Origin of the sequence: Mesobacillus maritimus, from assembly GCF_023715205.1 — a bacterium.
Lineage (GTDB): Bacteria > Bacillota > Bacilli > Bacillales > Cytobacillaceae > Mesobacillus_B > Mesobacillus_B maritimus_C.
Map to the genome: position 1 here is coordinate 226,796 of NZ_JAMBNR010000001.1, position 25,762 is coordinate 252,557.

Below are 25,762 nucleotides of genomic sequence, written 5' to 3' on the forward strand. Positions count from 1 at the left end.
CCATTACCTATTCGCTATTTTTCCCTTATTATATCACTCTGCCAAATTGCTAAAGACTTAACAAAAGGACAAATAATTGACATTAAGTATATTTCTCTAATATTAATTGACAGTCTTATTTTTTCTGAAGTCTAAAAATTTCAATTGCAGACTCGGTTTAAACAAAAATCTGGACAACAAATTAATGAATTGTTTCTATTTTCACATACCTCTACCTTTTATTAACACGAGGAGGATAGGCAAAAACATTTTATGCCTTGAATTCACTCATTCGAAAAACCTTTCATTCATAATCAGATTGGAGTTAGTTAGAAATGTCTACTACGAGACCAACGGTTTATGACAGAACCAAATGGAAACAATACCAGGTAAACAATCATTACTTCTATAAAAGGAGAGTAACATGAATTCTAAACAATATCGTACGGAATATGATTCTATTGGAAAAATCACGGTTCCTGCCCAGGTTTATTACGGATCACAAACTCAACGAGCGGTAAATAATTTTCAGATTAGTGGTACAGTTCTGCCAAGAGGGTTTATAAAAGCACAAGGAATTATTAAAGCAGCCGCCGCTACCGTAAACATGGAATTAGGAAAACTACCGACTGATATTGGTAAAGCCATAATTCAAGCTTCTGAGGAAGTAATTGAAGGGAAATGGGATGAACATTTTGTTGTTGATGTCTATCAAGCAGGAGCAGGCACTTCCCAAAATATGAATGCCAACGAGATTATCGGAAATAGGGCGTCTGAAATTTTAGGAAGGCTGTCAAGTACAAACCGTGTTCATCCAAATGATCATGTCAATATGTCTCAATCTACCAACGATACTTTTCCGGCGGCAATAAACATTTCTGCAGTAGAAATGATTACGGAGAAATTACTTCCTGCCCTTTGTAATCTACAAGTAGAATTAGAAAAGAAAGCAGAAGAATTTATGCCTATTTTGAAGTCAGGACGTACTCATTTACATGATGCTGTTCCTATCCGATTAGGACAAGAGTTCTCAGGTTATGCAGAAACGGTCCGCGCATCAGCTCAACAAATAGAAAAATGCTTAAATGCTTTATATGAAATAGGTTTAGGTGGGAGCGCGATTGGAACCAAAATGAATGTTGACCAAAAATATCCATCAAAAGTTATACAGGAAGTAGTGAAACGGACAAACCGCCCTTTTCGGGCTCCTGAAAATTTGTTTTATTTTACGCAAAACACAAGCGCAGCCATTCGCACAATGTTAGCATTGAAAGAATCTGCTGTTCATTTAATTAAAATTACGAGCGACCTCAGGCTTCTTAGTTCTGGTCCTAGAACTGGGTTGGCAGAAATCACACTTCCATCTGTGCAAGCTGGTTCAACGATTATGCCCGGAAAAGTAAATCCCGCCATCTTAGAAATGACTCATATGGTTTGTTGCCAAGTCATCGGGAACGAAGCAGCGCTTTCTACTGCTGGACTATCAGGGCAGTTAGAAATAAATGTAATGATGCCTTTAATTGCACACACTTTGCTCCAATCACTTCAAATCCTCTCGAATGCGGTGTCGACTCTTGTCACAAAGTGTATTAGCGGGATTGGCGTAAATCAGGAAACTTGTACGAGATTTTTGGAAGATAGTTTAGCATTAGTCACTGCCTTAAGTCCCAAAATTGGATACGACATGGCTTCGCAGATTGGTAAACAAGCAGATGAACAAAATAAGACTATTAAACAAATCCTGCAAGAAAAAGGGATGTTCACAGCTGAATATGAAAAATTACTCGATCCTAGGAGCATGATATAATGCCTTAATTCAATGATCTGTCACCTGCCAAGCTGATTCCTTCATAAAATATTAAAAACCTTTCTTACTGGAGGAAAAAATGTTTAACAATTACGGTTACTTCTCAAATGTAAACTTTCGCCACCAACCTTATCCGGGTTTTCAAGGAGCACGATTTGGCGGCTACCCTCATCCTAATCACATGCCAATGCTTCCGTCTATTCGACAACAACCAACAAAAGGGCAAGCGACCTGGACAGATGGCGGACAGGTTACGCAATGTGGGACTCCGTGGTCGACTAACGAGTACATGACAGCGGCAGTTGGGACAAATACTCCTTATCAATGCGGACAAATTCTCAAAATCCGAAACCTAGACTCTCCTACACAACGTGAAATCTTAGTGAAGGTTGTAGACCGGGTTCCTAATTATCCTGCAACTAAATTAAACCTGCATCGTAGGGCATTTACAGCTTTAGGGGCAGACCCCAGTGTTGGTGTAATAAATATCGAAATCGTCTCTTCACCAGAGGTTGAGGAGGAAGAATGGGGAAAATATTTACTAGAAGTCACGCAAGCAGCCTATCCAGGTTATCGGGTTACCGACTACCGTTTTATTGAATCAACAAATATGTCTGCCACACAAACGAAACGCACTTATGAATTTAATCTGCACAACGCACAAGGTATGTTAAAGGTCAGAGGAAATGTCATTTACAATCCGACTACCAAGCGCGTCATTTCATTTGATATTTTTGAGGTGTAAAAAGTTGGAAGAAAAAGGATGGTGCCTGGCACCATCCTTTTTCTTCCATATATTCTCATCCGTAAGGCAGGTTCTCTTCTACAGCGATCTTGTAGTTAAAGACTACGCTTAACCTTAGTTTACTCTCGTGGGGTTTTATTGTTGATTTCTTGAAGTGTTTCTTGGATTTTGAAGAAAACAATTAATAATTCACAATAAATTCGCATGATAAACGGTCCCAAGACCATTGTAAACAAACCGGAAATGACTTGAGCTCCCCCACCGTAAGGACTCGCTGCACCTGCAAAAATTTGAATAATCCCAAATAAGACCGAAAGAGCAGCTCCAATCCAAAAGACAAATTTAATAATGGATGGTGTAATCATCTTGTCAAACTGTAAAAATTCTTTCATTATCAAACTCTCCTCTCTATGCCCTCCTTTTAAAGTATGAAAATCAAATTGTTATATGACGGTTTTCTAACCGACCGCAAATTGGATATTAGGGAATTTCTGGATGGTGCCAGACACCATCCAGAAATATGGGAATAAAAAACTAGATAGCAATGTTCTTGCTATCTAGCATATTGGCCCTTTAACTTTCGTTTATGATCCATTCCGGTTTTTCGGTGAAGTAATTTTCTTTACAAATTTACCTATTTCTTTAATGGCAAGTCTAGATTCCAACATTTTCCCGCTTGCCTGCCATACATGCCACATTCCTTTCCAAACCTTCATTTCGACAGAAACACCATCATCATGTGCTTTTTTTGCAAGCAATTCGGCATCACTACGCAAGATTTCAATACTTCCTACTTGAATGAACAAAGGAGGAAACCCAGTTAAATCAGCAAAAACCGGAGAAATAAGTTCGTGATCAAGCGGGTATTTTCCTGCATATGCTAGGGCCGCCGCTCTAGTTCCTTCTACATTTAAATAGGGATCTTTAAGTTTGTTCCTTCGGTAACTGTCTCCACTACTAGTTAAATCGACCCATGGAGAAAGACAAATGACTCCTCCAGGAAGCTGATAACCAAGATTTCTAAGATAAAGTGTGGATGCAACACTCAGTCCTCCACCCGCTGAATCCCCTGCAAATAAGATATTACAAGCATCGTAGCCTTGATCCAATAACCATTGATACACCATAATTGTATCTTCAATTGCAGCCGGAAATGGGTGCTCTGGGGCTAAACGATATTCAGGTAAGAGGACCTTGACCCCAGATGATTTCATAATCCTTGCAGCCAACGAACGATGCGTGTTAGCTGAACAATATCCATAGGCTCCACCATGGAGATAAAGAATAACCTTTTCATCTGTTGAATTCTGTTCTGTTGTAAGCCATTCGGCATATAAACCACCAATATACACCTTCTCTACGTTGCAATCAGCCGGAAGTTTTGACCATCTATTTGCTATTTCATCGATCCTGCGCCTTCTTTCTCCAACATCAATCTCTTTCAATCCTTTTAAACGTTTGACCGCAATTTTTATTCCTCTCTTTAAAATTTTACTTCGCAAGCTTGGCAAATGAACCTCCCCCTCCCTACATTGATAAGCGTATTTAAATCCTTGACACTTTTATTTTACTAGGAAACCTTCAAGGAGGAAAATTTGAATTCTTTCTTTTGTTAATATTCAAAAATAATCCTTAATTAATCCCATTCTCTTTTTGCTCTTCTCGCATAAATCCAATGTTTCCCACTGTATTGTAAATAAAACCAAAATACTCATTTCAAATGCAAAATAAAAAGCATTCATTCGAATGCATCAAATGAATACTTTTTACCAGTTATTTGGTTTATAATTATTCTGCCTTTTTAACGACTTCCATTTACATGTTGAGAAACTATTTCAACAATTTCATCCTCGATTTGCTTTCCTTTTTCCTCATCAAGCAAATTATTTAATAGAATAGAAAATATAACAGTTTCACCTTGTTCTGTTTTTAAATAACCACACAGTGAGCTAACGGTTGTAAGCGTTCCCGTTTTCGCTTTTATATTTAGTGTGCCCATCCTATCTCTTAATGTTCCACCGATCATTTTTTCTTTGTAACCAGCAACAGGTAAAGATTCTAAAAAAACAGGAAACCATTTTTCTTGTTGGATATGAAATAAAAGGCTAGAAAGCTCATTGGCTGGGATTAGGTTGACATGAGAGATACCAGAACCATCCCTAATCATTAATGATTTTACATCAACACCTAATTTTGGTAGTTGTTCATACATTACTTCAATCCCCTTTTCCCAACTCCCCTCTCCTTTTTTCACTCTCCCCAATTGCTTTACCAACATTTCCCCATGACCATTATTACTCAATTTCAAAAACGGAAGGAGTATTTCAGATAATGGTGCTGAAAAATGGTTGGTTAGGATGTTTGAATCCTTAGGTACCTTTCCTATCTTCGATGTACCTGAAATGTTAATTCCTTGTTTAACTAATTCTTCCCTGAACAACTCAAGAACATATTGTGTAGGCTCCCAAATCGCTACCCACTCTTTTTCTGCAGTTACTCCTAATGGTAGAAGCCCCTTTATGATGATTGTATTTGTACCATGTTCTCTGCCGATGAAAAGTTCTTTCTCGCTATCTGGAGATACCGTTACCACCTGATTAATGATTTTTAAATTCTTCGTTTTATTCGATACTTGTATTTTTGCAGGTTCACCAACCCGATTCCCTGAAGAAATCGTAACTAAAACGGTACCAGTATCATAATCATCATCTGGGGAGACAGTAAGGGCTGAAATTTGTGCCCCATAATAGGCACTTTCATCGCTCCATACTAAATCCTTTGATAAACGAATATCGTCAAACCAACTATCGTCAGCGATAAGGTCACCTTCAATATTAGTAATTCCTGATTTCCTAACGTCTTTCGCTAATTGACTAAGATTTTCTTTTAAAAGTGTTGGATCTCCATACCCTTTTAAATAAAGATTCCCATCTAAGAAAGTTCCGGATTTTTCCCCTTTAATTCTTACTTCTGTTTTAAATCGATAATCCTCCCCAAATATTGATAAAGAAACTGCAGTTGTTAACAACTTTAAGTTGGATGCAGGTCTCATGCGAACATCGCCATTATATTCAAATAAAACCTCTCCATTACGTGCAGAACGAATACTAATACCCGTTAAAGCTCCTTTTAATATAGGTTCTTCTTGTATGTATTTTTGTATGTCTTTTTGAAAAGTTTCATCAAATCCACCAGCGAAAGATTTTGTTGCCGGACATGATATTAAAATCATTGCTACTAATACGGAAAAAACAAATTTGTTTAAAAAGCATTTGTTTAGACTATCCAATCCATTCACTTCCAACCTTCTTTTTTACTAAATAGCATTACCTGTATACACGCTTCTACTACAAAATGTTCTCGTCAAGCCCTGATAAACGATTTACTTCAAAAGTTGCTTCCTTTGCTATAGACCAATAATTGCTCTAAGCAGTGTTTTATCTTACAGAGAAAACCTTTTTTCAAAAGGTTCTTTTTCAAACAATGTTGCTAATTAATATTGGATGATTTGGCTATGATTCTATTCCAAATTTGTTTACAAGATGAGAAAAGAGCCTATAGACTAAAGAGTAGCGCAACTAAAGGCTTATTTCTCGTTTAAATCGGCTTTAGGATTTTAACAACTAACTTTACGTAAACAGCCTTTAAAAAAAGCGTGCAATATGAAGCTTCCCGCCACTAATCGATTTTATATTAAAAAACGTACTATTTTTATTGAAATCTATTTTCATCATTTTCTTAACCAAATTTAGTTTTTAACTTTTTCTTGTTTTTCTTCCTATATGAAGGTTACTATTGTTAACGTAGCTTCATAGAAAGGAAGTAAGTCAAAAATGAATAAGCGTGTTTATTTTTTAATGATTGTTTCATTCGTAATCGGAATGGTCGAACTCATCATTAGTGGGATTTTAGATCTGATTGCGGAAGATTTGAATGTCTCACTTGGTCAAGCGGGGTATTTAATTACCATATTTTCATTAATTTTTGCGATTGCTTCACCAGTGTTATTATTAATGACTTCAAAAATAGAAAGGAAAAAGTTAACGCTTGTTTCCTTGGTGATTTTTTTATTTGGAAATATGATTACAGTCATTGCCCCGAACTACGCCGTTCTTTTTACTGGTCGTGTGGTGACAGCGTTAAGTGGTGCATTGCTGATTATTCTATGCCTTGTGATGGCTCCAAGTTTGGTTGAATCAAAATACCGAGGACGTGCAATCGGAATCGTTTCAATGGGTGTTAGTGCGTCACTTGTACTAGGAGTCCCGATTGGTATATTACTTGGAAATACTTTTGGGTGGAGAGCTCCCTTTTTACTTATTACAATCTTAACAATTCTATCCATCATCGGGGTTTATTTTCTCATGGATCAAGTTGCTCCAAAGCCAGGTGTTCCGCTTCGCCAACAACTTGCCACATTAAAAAGTCAAAAAATATCATTTGCTCATATTACAACATTTTTATATATGACTGGCCATACGGTTTTATATGCCTACTTAAAGCCTTATTTACAAACTGCAACTGGAATGGAAACCACATGGATAAGTGTCGTGTACTTCCTATTTGGAATAGCGGCAGTTGCTGGTGGTGGACTTGGAGGGACACTGGCCGATTTATTTGGCTCGAAACGGTCCATTTTATTCTCCATTATCGGATTAGGAGTCGTCCTACTCATTCTTCCAATAACAACAAACTTAATGGTGGTCTTTTTAGTGGGGTTGATGGTTTGGGGAATGCTCAGTTGGTTAGTTTCACCTGCAATGCAAACTTATCTTATTGAAACAACACCTTCGACTTCTGATATTCAACAAAGTTTAAGTAACTCCTCTCTACATTTAGGGATTGCTGTTGGTTCTTTAATTGGTGGAATTGTCGTTGAATCTTCATCTATTGAACAAAACCCAATTGTTGGAGGATTTATCGTTATCATTGCGCTTTTTACTGCAGTTATTTCAATTCGTAAACCATTAAGTAACCAAAATGAGATGGCAAGAATAAAAAAACAAATAGAGTTATAGTATAAACAGACCATCCTAAAGTTTAAGTTAGGATGGTCTTTATTATGATTAGCTCCTACTTAACCTAAAACACTTTGTAAAATGCACGAATTGGCTTTTTACCAAAATCAATCGTCAAGATTACAAAAAAAAAAACACCCCAAACGGTTGGTTTCAACTCTAACGTTTGGGGTGCAGTTTAAAATTAGATGGTCTCTTTCTCCTTCAGCTACAATTTAAGCCTGCCCAAAAGAATTTCCTTGATTTTCATCGTTCTTTTGAATAAGAACTTGATGAGGGAAGGGTATTTCAATGCCATTTTTATCGAAGGCTTCTTTAATTGATTTTCTTAGTTCTCTTTCAAGTGCAAACTGTTCACCATTTTGCGTTTTGGCGATTACTCGTAGGATCACTTCTGATGAACCGAATGCTTGTACACCAATTACATTTGGTCCTTCTACTACAACAGGGTTCTGAGCTGCTACAAGATCACACGCACGTTGCATGACTTCTATCGCATGGTCAATGTTATCATTATAGGATATTCCGATATCCACTAACGCTCTCATGTTTCCACGTGAATGATTACTTACACTTGTAATTTCACGATTGGGAATATAATGTAATGTCCCGTCAAAGCCACGAAGCTGCGTTGTTCGCAATCCTACTGACTCAACAACCCCATCAACAGGACCAATAGTTACATAATCATTCACATCTATTTGTTTCTCCAATAATAAGAAGAAACCAGTGACAACATCACTGACAAGGCCTTGCGCACCAAAACCAATGGCTAAACCAACAATCCCGGCCCCAGCAATCAGACTTGCTACCGATAAACCAAATATACTAAATAATGAAGCAACTAGGATAAAGATTAGTACATAGGCTAAAATATTTTCAGCTAATCTTTGAAGCGTTAAAGCACGACCTTCCGAAATATCATCGCGTTTCATCAGTTTATTAAAAGTTCGTTCTAAAACTTTATTGCCAATTGCTTTAACAATTGAAAACGCGATAAAGATTGCAATCACTTTTAGCAAAATGATCCCCGCACTAACTAACAAAGCTTCCCAGTCAAAATTTCCAAAATCCAATAAAATTACCTTCCTTTCTACCTCATTCCAAGCATAAAAAAATAATTAGTATACAATTTTGTTCCCTCTAAAAGTCGTCATTAAACTCTTATTCAAGAGAAATTCCGAATATTGTTTAAGAGTTTGTCTGATTTTGTCGAAAACAATTTTTGTAATTGCATATTTTATCATAAATAGTCTTCTGTGTCGAACTATCTCCTTTCCCCGGAAATAGAGATCATCATTCCCATATACATGATCCATGGTTTTATGTAGTGAATTTTGCTAAGATAAAAAGACACTCATCTCAATCTGTAGAGTGAATACATTTACTTAGGTGTACAATAATGAAAGTTGTTTTAGTTACCCCCAATTACCATCAACAGCGTGGCAATACAATTACTGTTCAACGGATTTCTAGTAAATTAGCAGCCTATGGCGTGGAAACTGAGATTGTATCCATTTCTGAAAATGTCGAAGAAAATCCTACTTTTCTCCCTAAAGGAGATATCATTCATGGATTTAATGCCTATCAATTTTTTAAATTTAAAGAGAATCTTACAACAAATTTACACAATTATGTCGTTACTTTAACTGGAACTGATTTTAACTATGATTTATTTAATGATCAAAAAAGGGCTAAAGGCATCCAATCCTTAATAGAGGCAAAAGCAGTTCACGTTTTTAATCAGCATGCAAAAAAGGTTATTCTGAAAGAGGTGCCTCAAATTCAAAATAAGATATTTGTCATTGAACAGGATATTAACGATTTTGATGACAATAGAAGCTCCCCTATTCAAAAAGAAGAAAACACTTTTTTATTCGTCCTTCCGGCTGGAATTCGTCCAGTTAAAAATGTCCCTTTTGCGATTGAAGCATTAAAAATTGTTCATAACAAATATCCCTATATTCGATTGTTGTTAGTAGGTCCAGAACTTGATAAATTAGAAGGAAAACTTGTTCGTGACCTTGTCCATAAAAACAAGTGGGTTCGATACATCGGGGAAGTCCCCCATCAAGATATGGGTTCGGTTTATAAAATTGCCGATAGCTTACTAAATACTTCCTATACGGAAGGTCAATCTACTGCAATCATGGAAGGAATGGCTTATGGCTTGCCTGTTCTCGTGTCTCACAATGATGGAAACCTTAGTTTAGTTGAACATGAAAAAACAGGTTTTGTTTATAAAAATCTAAGTGAGTTTATCGTATATGCAGAGGCTATCATAGACAGGACAAAAAAAGAAATGAACTAGGCTCTGCGGCAAAAAAATTTATTAATAATCACCATTCAAATTCAAAGGAAGTAAATCATCTACTAAAAATTTATCAACAGGTTTTAGAACCAACGAACAATTATGATAACTAGAAACCACTGAGTAGAAGTTATAGAAACCTACTCCAAAAAAAGAGGCACAATAATACCTTAAACTCTTTGTAATTATCATAGATAAAAATGTATCCCAACTTATAAAAAAGTTAGCTAAAAGGATAGCACATGGCTAATTAAAGTATCTACCATGTGCTTTTTTTATTTTATTTCTTCTTTCAGCCCTCAGACACTCTAACTATAGATTTGTTTTATGATCAATTATCTGCCACTCCCATATCCTCCGCCGAAATAAGGACCATATGTTGGTTCACCGTAACTTCCTCCATATTGTGGTCCGAATCCAGGAGTCCCATAGCCACCGCCAGTATACGGTCCAAAGCCTGGAGTACCATAACCACCACCAGGATGCGGCCCAAAACCTGGAGTACCATAACCACCACCAGGATGCGGCCCGAAACCTGAAGTACCATAACCACCACCAGGATGCGGCCCAAAACTTGGAGTACCATAACCACCACCAGGATGCGGCCCGAACCCCGGTACCCCGTAGCTACCCCCAAACCCAGGACCTTGACTACCTAATATTTCACTTCCTAAATAACCAATTCCAGCTCCAATTAAACCAGCACCTAATGCTCCGATTTTTCCATCTCTAGACACCATAAAAACTGGTTGTTGTCCATACATAATGAGCATTCCCTCCATTTAATCTTTAAAGAATACGATAGTATCCTATTCTTAAAGATTAAATTTGTATTGGACACCTGCCCTGTTTTGTTTATTTTCTTAGATTTCTCTATAGGCATGTGCCTAAAAACACCTATATCAACATAATAACCATTACTTGTTGCTTAACACGATAACCAATATATGGATGGTGCCTGGCACCTTCCTTTTTATGGGAAATAATTTCTGCGCATTTCGTCTAGTAATCTATGTTAAAATGTCTAATTAGAGAATTATTCAAGGGGGAATAGGGGAATGTATTGCCACCATTGCGGGGAGAAGGTTATGAAAAACTCCCTTTTTTGTTCTCAATGTGGGACAAAACTGGATCACGAGGAATTGATTAGCGCGAATAATCAAGGTGAGCTCGCTGCTGCCTTAGAAACAAACCGGAAGAACAAAGTAGTGAGTTTACTGCCACTCCTCCTTCCATTTATTAGCCTATTACTCGTTTCCACAGGATTAACTTTCTACTATGTAAAAGAATCCAATATAAACGAAGAAACACTTGAACTTAAAAGATTAGCAGATCAAGCTGCATTGGATGGGAACTTTAAGGAAGCCAAAAAATACGGTTCTGAAGCACTTGAACAACGTCCAGGATTCATGGTACTAGAAACTGATTTAGAGGCAATTAATGATGCCATTCAATACCAACAACGGATTAAGAACATTAGTAATGATATTAAAAAATCACACTTTAATCGCGCATCAAAAGAGCTTGCTAGTTTAAAGGACGAGTTAACTAGAAAACATGGGCCCATTTATCAGCCATTTAACGAGCAACTCCAAGAGAAAAACATTAGCATTACAGTTGGCTCCATTAAACAAGAGCTTAATAACTTAAATACCATCGATGAACTAGCTAATAAATTAACTATTTTAGCTTCGCTCCCGAGAGAAGCTGCAACTGCTACGAGAGAGCAAATCCTAAATAAAATTGTACAACTTAGCACCGATAAAGCTGAAACAGAATTAAGCAATAAGCAATTCTCAAACGCCTTTATAACCATTGATAAAGGCCTTCAATATGCGGTGAATGACGAGAAGTTATTGTCACTTAAAACTCGTGTTCAGCAGGAAAAGGAAGCATTTGAGCTTGCTGAACAACAACGTATTGAACAAGCCTTAAAAGCAGCCGAACAAGAAGATTTAAAAAACCGTACGGCTGCCGTTGAGGTTACAGATTTTATTGTTGAAGTAGATGAATACGGTGATATATATCTCAAAGGTACAGTTAAAAACACAGCAACTAAAGGGATCAATTCCATTACGATTTCCTACACAATCTTTGACGAAAATAAGGAAATCTTGGACAAAGGCGAAGTAACCGTCTATCCGTTTGAACTCGCTCCAGGTGAATCAGGAACATTTGAGGACACTTATTTTGGGGCTTATCAAGATGTCACCGTTGAAATTGATAACATCACCTGGTATCTAAATTAAAGGAGAGTTACAAAAGATGATAAAATGGATGGCTAGTATTTTTGTTACCCTGTTCATTTGGGTTGCTGGGATTTTTCTCTTCTCCCATTTAAAAGAGGATATACCGAATCAAGTGACTGCTTCTTCAAATTTAGTTGCACAATTAACCGAAACAGATAAACCAAACCCTTCCCCAAAGGATTTAAAAGAAGTTATCCATGACACCCAAAAACTAGTTATGAAGTTGGAATTAGAAGATGGATCACTAGGTTCAGGTTTTTTATATAATCAAAAAGGCGATATCATTACCAATGCCCATGTTGTGGCCAATGCTAAAGAAGTAAAAGTTAAAACAACAGATTCAAAAGAATATACCGGTCAGGTCATTGGAATGAGTACGGAAGTAGACGTGGCCGTTGTTCGAGTAAAAGGTCTTGAAGAGGTGGAACCATTAAGTATTGCCCGTATACGAAAAGCAGAAATCGGAGATGAAGTACTTGCTTTAGGAAGTCCGTTAGGGTTTCAAAACACAGTTACCACAGGAATTATAAGCGGCCTCGATCGAGACTTAAATATAGACAATTTTAAGTATGAAGACGTTTATCAAATCTCAGCACCAATTGCTCCGGGAAATAGTGGCGGCCCATTAATTGACCGCAAAACAGGAGAAGTCATTGGTATCAATTCTGCTGTATCCAATCAAGGAATGATTGGCTTTAGCATTCCTATTCGAGATGTCCTTCCCTTGATCGAAGCGTGGTCGGAAACACCAATGAAATCTCTTCCTTACTTAAATTCCCAGGTTGAACAATCGGTCACAGGTGGAAATGAAACAGTTGAAGACTACGCCCAGTACATCATTACTTATTTTTACGAAAGCATTCAACTCGGCGATTATGTGACAGCATACTCATTATTTGGGAGCGAGTGGCAATCCAATACGAGCTATAATGACTTTCGAAAAGGTTATTTAAATACAGAAACTGTCTATCTTGAAGACGTAAAAATAACTAAAGAAGATACTAATCAGATAACAGCTGTAGCTAAGATTGTTGCTGAAGAAAGAGAAAAGAAATCTAAGGTAAAAGTTAATTATGAAGTAACTTATACACTAGGTTATGAAAATGACCAATTAAAAATACTCTCTGGTAAAGGTCAAGCTGCAAACTAACTTATGGGAATAAATGCAATTATTTTCTTTTGTCATCTCGGTTAAAACCCAATATTAAGGAGATAGTAAGCGTAGTGTTATCATTAAACACTACATTTACTACGGAGGGATGTACTTTGAATATTCTTTTTCGTTTATTCCCAGATCTGTTTTTCAAACTGTTTCGAGGTGCATTCACATTAAAAAGCTTGTTGTACAAACTTCAACATCTGCTTAGAATGCCAACATTTGCATAACCAAGAGTATTCGTAAGTACTTTCCGGTAGTTCATTGAAAAAGGAGAGCTATTGGCTCTCCTTTCAACTTCTTGTTTGCTTGAAAGGAAACGACATCAAACTCTCCATTTGAAAATTCATTACTCAATATAATCGTAACATCTTCCTGTGCTTCCCCAAAGATAGCTGTTAGTTCCACGGTCAAATCATACACGGACCCTGAAGCTTTAAACGAACTATCATCTTTTAAATCCGCAGGTACTTGTCTTGGTACAACTTCTACAAGTTCTAAATCTTTAAATTGAGTAAAACCTCCATAATGCTCCTTGAGAGCTGCAACAACTTTTGGCTGTAGCATGCTAATCGTAACTTTTTCAAGGTCGTCCCTATTAAACTCCTCAGCATCAACAACCAAAGACATAAAACTAATAACCAAGAGCACCAAACTCACCGTTACTTTTTTCATTTTACCTCCTTCTTTCGTTTCTTTTCTATGTTGTGTACTTTCCTTTATGTTTATCCTTATGTGATAAAGTGAAACTTCAATCAGTGGGGGTTTTCTTCACCCCCCACTGATTGTTAGTCACAGATAATCTGATTGATGGTTCTAAGGGGCTAAAGCCCTAAGAAAATTAATATTACCAATCGGGCTTTTGACTTTAAGTTGATCTCCACTTATCCTTTTTTGGTCTTCCTCAAGTCTTAAAGTAGGAGTCTTACTGCAGGTAAGGCGGAATAAAAATAGAAAATCTTTTTTAAAAAAAAGTATTATGTCCATTTCCCGTCGTAATTTGCAAAAATAACCATCATTTTTTCTAATCTTCAATAAAAATGTTGTGATTTGTTGACAAGTTTTCAATCCTATTTGCAGGAAAAATAACAGTAAATCAAAAAAATAGTATATAGTCGAACGAAAATTGGAAAGGTGGTTACAATCATGGCAACGGATTTAACCCTACAACAAATCGTCGAAGGTATTCCTAAATCGATATTGAACGCATCTGACCGAGAATTAGCAGGGTTTCAACAAATTATTGATGAGACTATTCGTTTAAGAGAAGGACAAAAGAACCTTCAACAAATGATTAAAAATTTCTCCTCTACAACTATAAAACGCTCTTAAACAGAATGTTCTGGGGGTGATGTAAACACCCCTATTTTTTATTTTGATACGCTTAAAGGCGAAAGACTTTGAATTTCACCTCAGCAATTTAACTAACACAATTAAATTGCCCGTACAAAACTAAATTAGGGTGGGCACAAGGGTAAAATACATATTATAAAAAGAAGATTTAAATACGCGATTCATGCAATCAGAATTCTACGGTTGCATAAAAACATATTGTCTACTAAAATATAGTCCAAGCGAAGCGGAAAAGATAATTATGCGCATATGTAAGGATTATTGTCATAATGTAATTAACGGTGTGGATCATTGATCACTTACAGAAAAAAAGTCAAGCTAGAACAAAGGTTCATTTGCCCTGAATCAAAAAGGGCTGGGGAGGGTAAATCGATGTTGATTCGATATAATAAAAGTCATGAAAAAATCGCTATGGGGCTTTTATCTTTTAATCCAGATGAAAAGGATCTTCAAAAGCTGTTACAGACGATAAATGAATACGAAACACTAGCAAATCGTCAATTATACCTTTGGAAAGAAGAAGAAGGGTTTATTGGAGTGATAGGAGTCATGTTAGACGATCATCAGATTGAACTACAACATTTATCTGTAAATCCATCCCATCGAGATAAGGGTTTTGGGTCACTTATGGTCAATAAAGTATTAGAATTATTCCCCGATAAAACGTTTACCGCAAACGAAACAACTGCTCCATTTATCGAAAAATTAGAATTAAAAGACTCCATAACCCCTCAGACACAAAAAAAACATCCTCTTTCGGTTTAAACCGTTTTGTTTTGAGAAGGCAATCGAAGACTTTTGGTCTTCGGTTGTCTTCTTTTTATACTTGAATCAATCATCTATTAACAATGCTGCACAACTTTATTCGTTTGAAATAATGTTGTCAATTTGGTAAAATATCTTGTTGGTATTTTTTAATTATACATGTATTATGATTCATACGAATAGGAGGAGCAATCGATGTATCATGCTGAAACTTTCAAGAAAAAAGTGAAGTTGTTCCTCTCCATCTTCTGGCCAATTATGGTGACACAAATAAGTTTGTATATGATGAATCTGGTTGATACTATGATGTCTGGGCGAGTCGGAACAAATGACTTAGCAGGTGTAGCGATGGGTTCTAGCCTATGGATGCCTGTTTTTACTGGTATTAATGGCATTCTGTTAGCTATAACCCCCATTGTAGCCCAGTATTTAGGAAATAAGCAGCAATCTAAAATACATTATTCGGTCACCCAGGCTATGTATTTAGCTGTTATTCTTTCACTTATCGTTGTCTTTGTAGGAAGTTTATTTCTAAATCCAATTTTAACTTATATGAATTTAGATCCAGAAGTACACCATATTTCCTTTCACTATCTTGTTGGCTTATCTTTTGGAATCATTCCATTGTTTTTGTCAAATGTTTTGCGGAACTTTTATGACGGGCAAGGTTATACACGAATTACAATGTTCATAACCGTTTTAGCTGTCCCTTTTAATGTGCTATTAAACTATGGACTTATCTTCGGAAACTTCGGATTGCCAAGTCTAGGTGGAATCGGTGCTGGGTATGCAACAGCGATAACATACTGGATTATCCTATTGTGTAGTATAACGATGACTTTTCGACTCGGAAGTGTTAAAGAGTACCGTCTTTTTGTAAAATGGGTGAAACCTTCATGGACCGCTTGGAAAGACCAACTTGCGATAGGGATACCGATCGGTTTATCTATTTTTTTTGAGGCTAGTATCTTTTCTGTTGTAACACTTCTAATTGGGACGATGTTCTCAACCATTACTATAGCTGCAAATCAAATTGTTCTAAGTTTTACGTCGCTAATGTTTATGATTCCTTTAAGCCTCTCAATGGCGCTGACGATCGTGGTTGGTTTCTCTGTCGGCGGGAAGAAATTTCAAGCCGCAAAACAATATAGTACAATGGGCGTTTTAAGTGGTATCGCTTTTTTAGCAATCGGAGCAGTTTTGCTTTACTACTTACGCGAACCTATTGCTTACCTTTATACACAAGACCGTGAAGTTGTCTTATTGGCAAGTCAAATTTTCTTAGTCGCCATTATTTATCAATTATCGGACGCAGCACAGGCAGGATTACAAGGGGTTTTACGAGGCTATAAAGATGTGAAACTTCCTTTCTTTATTACTTTTATAGCCTACTGGATCATTGGAATCCCTGTCGGTTATTCACTTGCCGCTTTTACAGATTTAGGTCCTATTGGTTTTTGGGTCGGAATTTCTTTAGGGCTCACTTTTGCGGCAATTGGATTCTTAATACGGTTAAGAATTGTTCAACGTCAGATGGTTAAGAAGGATCCGACTACAATCGAAAAAACCTCATAAAGAAAAAAACGGAACCCACTCCTTAATGAGTTCCGTTTTTTTATAAGTTTTTCGGGTAAAGATAACAATTTTCAAAAAGGATGTTCCATTTTCACTTTATTGCAAAATTGTGTTTTGATTATAATCGTGGGATAAGTGTGTATTGATTAGCTCCATTTACAGTGACGATATTAAATAAAGTTTGTTTTCGGTCTGGAAACTTTACCGCATAAGTGATTGGAGTTCCCGCATTGTTATTCACACCTCGAATTGTTACAACACTTGGGACCGGGACTGAATAGGCGGCAACATTACTGTTGAGCATATGATTTTCTCTTACAACTTGCCCGTCGACTAAGATCTGAATTTCATTATTGCTATCACCTATATAATCCCAAATCAACATCCGTGCTGTACCATCTCCATCAAATCCGGACACCTCAAAGTCTCGTGAATCAATTTGAATATTTGTATTTGTATCCAATGTGTAGCCAGATGGAATTTCTGCACTGATTCGATTTTTCACTTCATTTACTGCAACCTCTTCGGGAATTGTTGACTCGAGTGTGAACATGAGAAAGAAAAACAGAATGGATAATATACCGAGTCCAGAACGAAATTTCTTTTCCCCATGAAACAGTTCTTCTTGATTTACACGTTCCTCAGATATTTCTTCGTTCGAATTTAGTTGAGCATGTTCTTGATTTTCTCCAAACATTTGCTTTGGATCTTTCTTCTGCCTTTTCAAGACTACCCTCCCCCATTCATTTAAACATTTTGATGCTAATGGGATATTTTTTAAACCAATAAGACATGAACGCACGTACCAGGAAGAAACTAATAAAAGCTAACAGGATAGCAAATGGTTTTGATAAAATTTCATCTTCTGCCCACAAATTCATAAAAAACAAGCCGAATGCAAGACCCACTAGACTAATAAAGAGCATTTGTGAAAACGGCCATAAAAATGGATACCTTGTATAAATTTTACGAAAGGAAGGTACTCGTAGTGATAGCCATAGTGTGAAACTTATTAGAAATAGCATGACAAAGTAAAGATTATCTTTTGGTGCTTCATAATTAATGACTGCAAAAATATCCGATACTGCCATTAATGGACTAAATATTAATATTAAATACATCATTAAAAACCAAGGAAGAAAGAAAACAATAATAATAAGGCTTAACAAACGTTTCATCATTATTGTTTTCCTCCTTTTTCAATTGGAAGGTCAACTACTTCTATTGTCGTTAACTGCTCAACACTAGCATTTAAATCTCCTGAAAACCGCATCGCATGATTTCGTATCGCTTGTTCACAAATGTTTCGGACAAGCCGACCATTGCCGCTATCTGTGCGACCTTCATAAGTTTTAAAAATCATTAGCATTTTTTCTTCAGCATGCTTTGAAGCTTTGTAGCCTTTCCCTTGAAGAATTAACCTACTAATTTTTAATAACTCGGAAGGACGATAATCTTTAAACGTAATAATATTGGGAAAACGCGATCTTAAACCAGGATTAACATTTAAAAACTGTTCCATTTCATCCTCATATCCAGCCACAATCACTACTAGTTCATTCTGATAATCTTCCATTGCTTTCACAAGTGTATCGATGGCTTCTTTACCGAAAGAATCACTTGAAAGACTGTAAGCTTCATCAATAAACAAAACACCTCCTAAAGCACGATCAATCACCTCTTTTGTTTTTAGAGCGGTTTGGCCAACATACCCTGCGACGAGACCAGAGCGATCTGTTTCGACCACGTTATCCGTTTTTACAACTCCAAGTTCTTTCAAGCGTTTAGCCACAATTCGAGCAATGGTGGTTTTTCCAGTTCCTGGGTTCCCCTTAAACACCATATGCAAGCTCTGGCTAGCCATATCAGGCAGGCCTAACGCTTTTCGTCGGGCATTCATTTCAATTTGTGCTGATAAACTCTTAACAAAATTCTTTACCTCTTCAAGACCTACGATTTTTTCTAATTCATCAAGCGCTAGTTGTTCCACTTCTTGTTTATGTAATCCGAAGTCATATTTCGTTAATAAAGTTAACTCTTCATTCGGTAACTCTATTTCATCCGCAATTCGAACGGCTTGAGTTCGAATCGCCTTTTCAATCGTATTTCGAACAAGCCGTCCATTCCCAATATCCTTTTTTCCGGCAATCTGTTTATTTTCATACCATACCTTCAATGGCTTGTGGACTCCCTCATCAAGATAAAATCCACGTGCTTGAACCATTAAGTTTGTCATTTGCACCATCTCATCCGCTGTATAATCAGGAAACTCGAGCTGTAAAGGAAATCGGGATGCTAATCCAGGGTTTACTCTGAAAAAATCTTTCATTTCCTCGGTATAACCGGCAAGTATAACAATTAGGTTCTCTCGATGAATTTCAATTAGTCGAACCAGTTCATTGATGGCTTCCTCACCTACACCTCCATTGCTTTTATCAACTAATGCATAGGCTTCATCAATAAAAAGAACTCCACCTAAGGCTGACTCAACCACTTCTTTCGTTTTTTCAGCCGTTTGACCTACATATCCTGATACTAATTCCGTTCGTCCTACTTCGACCAGATGCCCTTTTTTTAATACATCTAAATTTTTTAACATCAAAGACACACAACGTGCAATTGTCGTTTTGCCTGTACCAGGGTTCCCGTAGAAAATCATATTTAGGGTCTGGTCTGTTTTGACTGTAATACCCGCTTCTTTTCTTCGTTTATTCACCAATATTTGTTTTTCTAATGTACGTAAAAAAGTCTTTACATGTTCTAACCCAATGATTTCATCTAGATTCTCTTCAAGATTAAATGGCTGTTCCTCAATAATTCCAAAATCCTCTTTCATAAGGAGATTCAAATCTGCTTGTTCCTCTCCTAATTCAACTATCCTAGCAGCTTGTTTTCGAATTGCTTCTTCAAGGAGATTACGCACCAATCTACCATTGCCACTATCGTTTCTCCCGGGAATTTGTTTTTTTGCAAATAACCCAACCAATTCACTGTTAGCAATCTCATCAATTTGATATCCTCTTTGATTGGCCATCATGTGTGCCATTTTGACCATTTCTTCTGGTTTATAATCTAGAAATTCAACCTGAAAGGGAAATCTTGATGGAAGCCCTGGATTTGTACTTAGAAAATTTCCCATTTCATTTGTATAACCGGCTAAGATTACTACTAAGTCTTCACGGTAATCTTCCATTCCTTTTACCAAGGTATCGATGGCTTCTTGTCCAAAGGGATCATTTTTGTCCCTAGATAAAGTATAAGCTTCATCGATAAACAAGACACCACCGATTGCTTCTTGAATCTTTTGATTCGTTTTCGGTGCAGTAGACCCCAAGTATTCACCTACTAAGTCCTGCCTTGCTGTTTCAATAAGTTGTCCTTTAGAGAGAATACCCATTGACTTCAATAGTTTTCCAACCATACGGGCAACTGTTGTTTTTCCAGTTCCAGGATTGCCTGAAAAAATCATATGAAGTGTTAAAGGAATATCTTCTTGTCCTGATTGTTTTCGTCTACTCTGAATTTCTACTGTGTTCATTAATTCTTTCACAAATCCCTTTACGTTCCCTAACCCAATAAGATTGTCTAATTCTTTCATAATTTGTTCGATATTTTCCCCCTTATCTGGAACAATTGACAAAACAGGAAGGGATTTACCATTCTGTTTAACAAATAATTCGTTACCCTCTTTATAGAGAGCCATCTGTTCATTTTGTTTTATAAAATTTCTAGCTCGTAAATCAATCAATCCGTTACTAAGCTTTTCCTCAATCCAGAGGTGAAGAGACGTACCAAATTGTTGAGATTGTATCGCTTGTTGAGCTAAAAATGCAATGACTTTATCATCGTAAGTAAACGATATTAATGCATTATTTTGAAGATGTTGATTCACTTTCGCTAATAGTTGCTTTGCTAATTGTTCAAGCGCCTCCATTGATAGCGGTTGTGTGATTAAAACTGTTTTTATTGAGTTTTGAAGTTTTTCAGGAAGCTTTGTTAGAGCATCAGGTTCGTTGTTCACAGTATCTTCGATAGAAAAGACAATAAAATAATCAGCTGCTTCAACTGTAATGCCTGCCTCGGTACGAAAATAACCTTTCGTCACCAAACTGGCCACATATCGGAGAATGTCAGAATGAGCTTTACTAGCTCCTTTAAAGCAAACTGTTCCTATACCATATTCAAATGCTGCTGCCACATCTGATATAAAGTTTGTGTTAACTTCCTTTTCACTATAGGAGGAGAGATCAATTTCCATTACTTTTCGATAAGGAATCAGGCGTTGTTGATAAAGTTTTTCAATTAACAAGGAAAGTGCTAGCATTTTCCCTGTACCCTCGGGCCCTGCCATTAAGATTGTATGTTGGACAATTCCTTTTCGTCGTGTAAGGAACGCTTTTTTAAAAGCTGTTGTTAGGTTATTAAGAAAAGCCGTTTGGTCATAAATCGATTGAGCTAACCCTTGATTAATACGTTCAAACACTTCATCCAAGTTATGTACGTTTTCTGTTGTACGTAAATGTTGAAATCCTTTTTTCGAATCTGACATTACTTCTTTTACAGCACTACCCGATATCGGACTAGAATGTTTCGTTGATATTGGGGTAGTGGTTCCTCGATTCGTTACAAAACCTTTTTGGATACTGCTTATCTGATTTCCGATTTTATCGGATTTTTTTCTAAATCCATGCTGTTTAATATAATCAACTAACTGGATTTCTGGTAAAATAATTCGGCTCCATCTTTCAAATGACATAGTAGACTCCCTTAATTTTTTTTCAATCTTTTACTATTCTTTATAAAGGCTAGGATACGTATACAAATAGGATAGTCCCTAAAACCATTTTTAAACCAAAAGGAAAAGGCCGACACATTATGCCGGCCTTTTCCTTTTGAGTTTCTTACTTGTTTTACTCTTTTAAATTGTCAATAAAGCTTAACTTTGGTCATCATCTTCTACAAGGTGTTTTAGCATCGATAACTTATTGTTCCAGAACTGTTCATAATAATTTAGCCAGTCTCTCACTTCCACTAATGGGCCTGGGTGTAACACATAAAGCTTTTCCCTTCCTACCTTGCGAGAACGAACGAGGTTGGCTTCCGTTAGAATGTGGAGATGTTTCACAATTGCTGTTCTGCTTACCGAAAAGTTTTCTTTGATTTTTGTAATAGGGAGTTCTTCTTTTGCTAGCATTTCTAATACTTTCCGGCGCGTTGGGTCTGCAATTGCTTGAAAGACATCCTGCTTAGCAGCTGACACTTATTGTTCGACTACTTTTTTCAGTTTTTGAACAATTCCGGACCAACCCTGGTTCATTCGCTCTCTGATCACTGAGCTTGTCTCTCCTGCTTTTCCAACAATTTCGTCAGGATGCTTCCACCCATCATGAATAAGTGTGAATTCTGTTTTCCCATCTAATTCTTTCAATTTAAACGAAACTTTCCACCCTTCTGTATCCCATGAAAATGATAGGAGATGTGGCGCGTCCAGTTCCAACACCTTACATGGAGACGGTCCAAACGGTGATTGCAATTCAAATTCAAATCCAAGTTTCGGTTCAAAATTATTTGGCATAAACCATGCTTCAATTCCTTCTGCGGTCGAAACCACTTCCCATACCTTTTGAATCGCAGCATTAATAGTAATCGTTTGTTCAATCTTTGCTACAATATTTGAATGTTTATCTGTCATTTGTTTTTCTCCTCAGTTTTCAAAATTATAACACCTAAAGGTTACATATCGAATAATATAACACCTTTAGGTTATAGGTCAACCCCTTTCTACCAATTTACTGGATGGTGCCTGGCACCTGGAAATAACCACCTAGTCATGATACAAAGATTCAATTTGTGTTAAGTCATTCAACAAAGATTTCACTTCCTCTTTTGATAGGCGTATTAGTAATTGATCAAATAGTGAAACTACTTGGCCATCGTCCGCTTGATGCTTTTCTAAGTAACTCGATAGATTTTGTATTTGTTTTTCATTTAATGTCGTTACTGTATAGAAGCTTTTAATACTTTCTAATGTAAATACATTTTCAGTCTCATCAAATTGACCGGACAAAATCGTTCCATTAACGGTTTGCAACTGGACCACCTCATTTAGAATTTACCTTTATTTTTCCAACAAAAAGGTGCCGGTCGCCATCCAATTTCTGGATGGTGCCTGGCACCTTACATTTTTTTACTGAAACAAGGCTAAATATGCTCCATATCCTTCTTCTTCTAATTTTTCTTTTGGAATAAATCTCAACGCAGCAGAATTGATACAGTATCTAGCTCCATCTGGTCCGGGCCCATCATCAAATACATGCCCTAGATGTGTATCGCCGGTTTTTCCACGAACTTCAATCCTTCTCATACCATACGAAGTATCAAGTTTTTCCTCTATCTCCGTTCTTCTAATTGGCTTCGTAAAACTTGGCCAGCCACAACCAGCATCATACTTATCTCTGGAGCTGAATAACGGTTCACCTGAGATAATGTCAATATAGATTCCTTCCTCAGTATGATCCCAAAATTCATTCTGAAATGGTGGCTCGGTTGCATTATTACGAGTAACTTCATATTGAATTGGTGTTAGTTCATTTCTCAATTCTTCATCGGATTTCGTTTTTTTCCAATTTTCCCGAATAAACCTTGCTCGACCAGAGCCTTCTTTATATAAGTTATAGTGAAATGCATTCTTTTTATAATAATCTTGATGCTTTTCTTCAGCACGGTAAAAAGGTGTCGCCGGTATAATTTCCGTGACAATTGGCTTTTTGAATCGACCACTTGCAGCCACTTCTGCCTTTGAAGCTTCGGCTAATTTCTGTTGTTCTTCATTATGAAAAAAAATGGCTGTCCGGTACGATAAGCCGCGGTCATTGAATTGTCCACCCGCATCCGTTGGATCAATTTGTTGCCAAAATAACTCTAACAATTTTTTATATGGAAAAACTTCAGGATCAAAAGTAATTTGAACCGCTTCATAATGTCCTGTTGTGTCAGAACAGACTTCTTCATATGTAGGGTTTTCTTTGTGCCCCCCTGTATAACCAGAAACGATTTCCTTAATTCCAGGTTGTTCATCAAACGGTTGTACCATGCACCAAAAGCACCCACCTGCAAAGGTAGCTTTTTCCAATTTATCAGACATAAATGTCACCCCTATGATCAAAACTTGCCTTCCATACTCAGGGTTTAACCTGTGGAAGAGTTATTAATTATTAAGGCTACACGTTTCCATTCTTTTGCGCAACTATTATGCCAGCGAATATTCCCCTTATCTAAAGCTCTGTCCTCAAACTTTGTTTTTATTGAACCTAAAAATGGCCTAGTGATTTAGATTATACTCAAAAATAGTTCATTAAAGAGAAAAGAACTTATAGACTTAATTTAAACATACTCTAAATAGCTACTATTGCGTAAATATCGGCATTCGGATTTTACGAAACAGTCTATCTAAATACTTTACCAGAACATATTTACTGTTCCTTCATAATCAACAATTAAAAACTTGGTTTAAACACAGTCTTTTTCTTTGTGCATAAAGTGAATTATTAACGCCCTTTTAAAAAATTGTTCCTGTTTTTAACTGACTAAAAATGACAATGACCAATTTTTAGGGATAAGTCTATCAAAAGAATAAAATAAGGAGGGAAAATCCCTTTGGTACCATCTCCCTATTTTTCCCGAAACAAAGCCCCTAATCTTTATGTAGCCGATGTTAACCAAGAATCCATCTTTCAGCAACCTCATGAAACATTTCCCACGAAAATAACCTGGGTATATGGTAAAAACACAGCAATAGAAGAAGCTAAGCTTCAAAATAATGAGGAAGATATTAATGCCCCCGTTATAACTATCGAAAGCTACAATACATCTAACTCTGAAATCGAGTTTACAGAAACAAATTCAAAATTTGTTTCTGAAAATGTGACCTTACAAATGAGAAATCACTCACTTGATTCTTCCATCCAAAATCTAAGAACTAATAACATGTCCCAAGATTATTTTTATTCAAAAGTACAACATAATCAAGCAACCGATCGCGCTTCATCTAACGGTGCCGTGCAAGTTGAAGATGGGACAATAGAATCAACTGTTTCTTTTACATCCACGGAGGAAAAAAACACTTCAGAAACTAAGGGGTTAGCAAAGGTTTTTAAAAGTCTCAGTATTCATTCGCCTGTTAAATCTATTATTACTGAAGGCACTGAATTATTTGTTACAACTTTTCTGAAATATGACCAACAGAATCAGCTCGTTCATTTTTCAAATAATGACAATCTATTTACGATTGATTGTGATAAAATTGACGGAATTTGTTTTTAGTACTGCAGACTATAAGTAAACAAGAAAAAAGTTAAATTAGCTAAATCATCTCTTGCCGCATAACTCCATTCCACAGTATCCTTCACATGATGATATCTCTTGCGGAAAGGCTGTTTTCGTAAAGTTTGTTGTTAAAATCCTAAAGCCCACTTTAACGAGAAATAAGCCTTTCTCTGCGCTACTACTTATTTTGTAAGCTCTTTTCTCCTCTTAAAAACGAATTTGGAATGGAATCATAGTTAAATCATTCTATATTCCTTTAAAAAGCAACAATGTTTCAGAAAAGAGCCTTCGGAAAAGACAGCAATTTACTAATTTCTAATAACTATTCAATCCCCAATTGGATGCCCTGAAAAGTTCTAGAATCATAACTGAAAATCATTGTTTTTATAAAGATTAGAAGCATAGGAAAACGCACACTAATTCTTTTGAAGAGGTTGAATTTGATTAAGATTTATCCTTTCCAGTGCAAAAAAGCCCCT

At 36.6% G+C, this 25,762-nt stretch carries 23 protein-coding genes; 10 read left to right on the forward strand and 13 right to left on the reverse strand.

Features of this window, described 5'->3' with window-relative positions; genetic code table 11:
• The first annotated feature begins 403 nt into the window (after positions 1-403).
• Both M3182_RS01130 and M3182_RS01135 read left to right on the forward strand, forming a co-directional pair.
• Positions 404-1,786, forward strand: coding sequence for a class II fumarate hydratase (locus tag M3182_RS01130; RefSeq protein WP_251555838.1), 1,383 nt, complete (start codon positions 404-406; stop codon positions 1,784-1,786).
• A 79-nt stretch (positions 1,787-1,865) separates the two neighbouring features.
• Positions 1,866-2,531 carry a DUF3889 domain-containing protein gene (locus M3182_RS01135; RefSeq protein WP_251429419.1) on the forward strand — a complete coding sequence of 222 codons (666 nt, stop codon included), beginning with the start codon at positions 1,866-1,868 and terminating at the stop codon, positions 2,529-2,531.
• Positions 2,532-2,650: 119 nt separating this feature from the next.
• On the opposite strand, the gene M3182_RS01140 is transcribed toward M3182_RS01135, so the two are convergent.
• From M3182_RS01140 to dacB, 3 genes are all read right to left on the reverse strand, one after another.
• Complete coding sequence (locus M3182_RS01140) at positions 2,651-2,923, reverse strand: DUF4282 domain-containing protein (RefSeq protein WP_251429416.1); 273 nt, start codon at positions 2,921-2,923, stop codon at positions 2,651-2,653.
• A 192-nt stretch (positions 2,924-3,115) separates the two neighbouring features.
• Positions 3,116-4,042 (reverse strand): alpha/beta hydrolase, encoded by a 927-nt coding sequence (locus tag M3182_RS01145; protein ID WP_251555840.1) that lies wholly within the window; start codon positions 4,040-4,042, stop codon positions 3,116-3,118.
• Between the two features lie 290 nt (positions 4,043-4,332).
• A complete protein-coding gene (gene dacB / locus M3182_RS01150) occupies positions 4,333-5,763 on the reverse strand; it encodes a D-alanyl-D-alanine carboxypeptidase/D-alanyl-D-alanine endopeptidase (protein WP_285866728.1) in 1,431 nt (476 codons plus the stop codon).
• A 601-nt stretch (positions 5,764-6,364) separates the two neighbouring features.
• On the opposite strand from dacB, the gene M3182_RS01155 reads away from it, so the two are divergent.
• Positions 6,365-7,549: an MFS transporter gene (locus M3182_RS01155; RefSeq protein ID WP_251555845.1), complete on the forward strand. Its 1,185-nt coding sequence runs from the start codon at positions 6,365-6,367 to the stop codon at positions 7,547-7,549.
• Positions 7,550-7,764: 215 nt separating this feature from the next.
• Here the strand turns inward: M3182_RS01155 and M3182_RS01160 are convergent, their stop codons facing one another.
• Positions 7,765-8,625 (reverse strand): mechanosensitive ion channel family protein, encoded by an 861-nt coding sequence (locus tag M3182_RS01160; protein ID WP_251429403.1) that lies wholly within the window; start codon positions 8,623-8,625, stop codon positions 7,765-7,767.
• Positions 8,626-8,951: 326 nt separating this feature from the next.
• Between M3182_RS01160 and M3182_RS01165 the strand changes: the two genes are divergently transcribed.
• Entirely contained in the window at positions 8,952-9,860 is a 909-nt protein-coding gene (locus M3182_RS01165; RefSeq protein WP_251555846.1) for a glycosyltransferase, read from the forward strand.
• Between the two features lie 335 nt (positions 9,861-10,195).
• Here the strand turns inward: M3182_RS01165 and M3182_RS01170 are convergent, their stop codons facing one another.
• A complete protein-coding gene (locus M3182_RS01170) occupies positions 10,196-10,624 on the reverse strand; it encodes a hypothetical protein (protein WP_251429398.1) in 429 nt (142 codons plus the stop codon).
• 294 nt (positions 10,625-10,918) lie between these two features.
• On the opposite strand from M3182_RS01170, the gene M3182_RS01175 reads away from it, so the two are divergent.
• Together M3182_RS01175 and M3182_RS01180 are read left to right on the forward strand one after the other, a co-directional pair.
• Entirely contained in the window at positions 10,919-12,109 is a 1,191-nt protein-coding gene (locus tag M3182_RS01175; protein ID WP_285866574.1) for an FxLYD domain-containing protein, read from the forward strand.
• Positions 12,110-12,125: 16 nt separating this feature from the next.
• Positions 12,126-13,259, forward strand: a complete 1,134-nt coding sequence (locus M3182_RS01180) for a S1C family serine protease (protein ID WP_251429392.1) — start codon at positions 12,126-12,128, stop codon at positions 13,257-13,259.
• Between the two features lie 267 nt (positions 13,260-13,526).
• On the opposite strand, the gene M3182_RS01185 is transcribed toward M3182_RS01180, so the two are convergent.
• On the reverse strand, positions 13,527-13,940 hold the full coding sequence (locus tag M3182_RS01185) for a hypothetical protein (protein WP_251429388.1): 414 nt from the start codon (positions 13,938-13,940) through the stop codon (positions 13,527-13,529).
• A gap of 471 nt (positions 13,941-14,411) precedes the next feature.
• On the opposite strand from M3182_RS01185, the gene M3182_RS01190 reads away from it, so the two are divergent.
• The 3 genes from M3182_RS01190 to M3182_RS01200 all read left to right on the forward strand — a co-directional run bounded on the left by M3182_RS01190 (position 14,412) and on the right by M3182_RS01200 (position 16,958).
• Positions 14,412-14,597 (forward strand): hypothetical protein, encoded by a 186-nt coding sequence (locus M3182_RS01190; RefSeq protein WP_251429385.1) that lies wholly within the window; start codon positions 14,412-14,414, stop codon positions 14,595-14,597.
• Between the two features lie 393 nt (positions 14,598-14,990).
• The gene (locus M3182_RS01195) at positions 14,991-15,383 is read left to right on the forward strand and encodes a GNAT family N-acetyltransferase (RefSeq protein ID WP_251429382.1); all 393 of its coding nucleotides are present in this window, start codon (positions 14,991-14,993) and stop codon (positions 15,381-15,383) included.
• A 195-nt stretch (positions 15,384-15,578) separates the two neighbouring features.
• The gene (locus M3182_RS01200; RefSeq protein ID WP_251555847.1) at positions 15,579-16,958 is read left to right on the forward strand and encodes an MATE family efflux transporter; all 1,380 of its coding nucleotides are present in this window, start codon (positions 15,579-15,581) and stop codon (positions 16,956-16,958) included.
• A 118-nt stretch (positions 16,959-17,076) separates the two neighbouring features.
• Here the strand turns inward: M3182_RS01200 and M3182_RS01205 are convergent, their stop codons facing one another.
• From M3182_RS01205 to msrA, 7 genes are all read right to left on the reverse strand, one after another.
• Positions 17,077-17,685 carry a hypothetical protein gene (locus M3182_RS01205; protein WP_251429376.1) on the reverse strand — a complete coding sequence of 203 codons (609 nt, stop codon included), beginning with the start codon at positions 17,683-17,685 and terminating at the stop codon, positions 17,077-17,079.
• A gap of 16 nt (positions 17,686-17,701) precedes the next feature.
• Positions 17,702-18,139 (reverse strand): hypothetical protein, encoded by a 438-nt coding sequence (locus M3182_RS01210; RefSeq protein WP_251429373.1) that lies wholly within the window; start codon positions 18,137-18,139, stop codon positions 17,702-17,704.
• A complete protein-coding gene (locus M3182_RS01215) occupies positions 18,139-21,714 on the reverse strand; it encodes an AAA family ATPase (RefSeq protein ID WP_251555850.1) in 3,576 nt (1,191 codons plus the stop codon). Before M3182_RS01215 ends, M3182_RS01210 begins: the two co-directional genes overlap by 1 nt.
• Positions 21,715-21,894: 180 nt before the next feature.
• On the reverse strand, positions 21,895-22,218 hold the full coding sequence (locus M3182_RS01220; RefSeq protein ID WP_251555854.1) for an ArsR/SmtB family transcription factor: 324 nt from the start codon (positions 22,216-22,218) through the stop codon (positions 21,895-21,897).
• Positions 22,219-22,650 carry an SRPBCC family protein gene (locus tag M3182_RS01225; RefSeq protein ID WP_251555856.1) on the reverse strand — a complete coding sequence of 144 codons (432 nt, stop codon included), beginning with the start codon at positions 22,648-22,650 and terminating at the stop codon, positions 22,219-22,221.
• Positions 22,651-22,782: 132 nt separating this feature from the next.
• On the reverse strand, positions 22,783-23,049 hold the full coding sequence (locus M3182_RS01230; protein WP_251555858.1) for a hypothetical protein: 267 nt from the start codon (positions 23,047-23,049) through the stop codon (positions 22,783-22,785).
• 96 nt (positions 23,050-23,145) lie between these two features.
• A complete protein-coding gene (msrA, locus tag M3182_RS01235) occupies positions 23,146-24,102 on the reverse strand; it encodes a peptide-methionine (S)-S-oxide reductase MsrA (protein ID WP_251429357.1) in 957 nt (318 codons plus the stop codon).
• 512 nt (positions 24,103-24,614) lie between these two features.
• Between msrA and M3182_RS01240 the strand changes: the two genes are divergently transcribed.
• Positions 24,615-25,280, forward strand: coding sequence for a hypothetical protein (locus tag M3182_RS01240; RefSeq protein ID WP_251555860.1), 666 nt, complete (start codon positions 24,615-24,617; stop codon positions 25,278-25,280).
• Positions 25,281-25,762 lie beyond the last annotated feature (482 nt).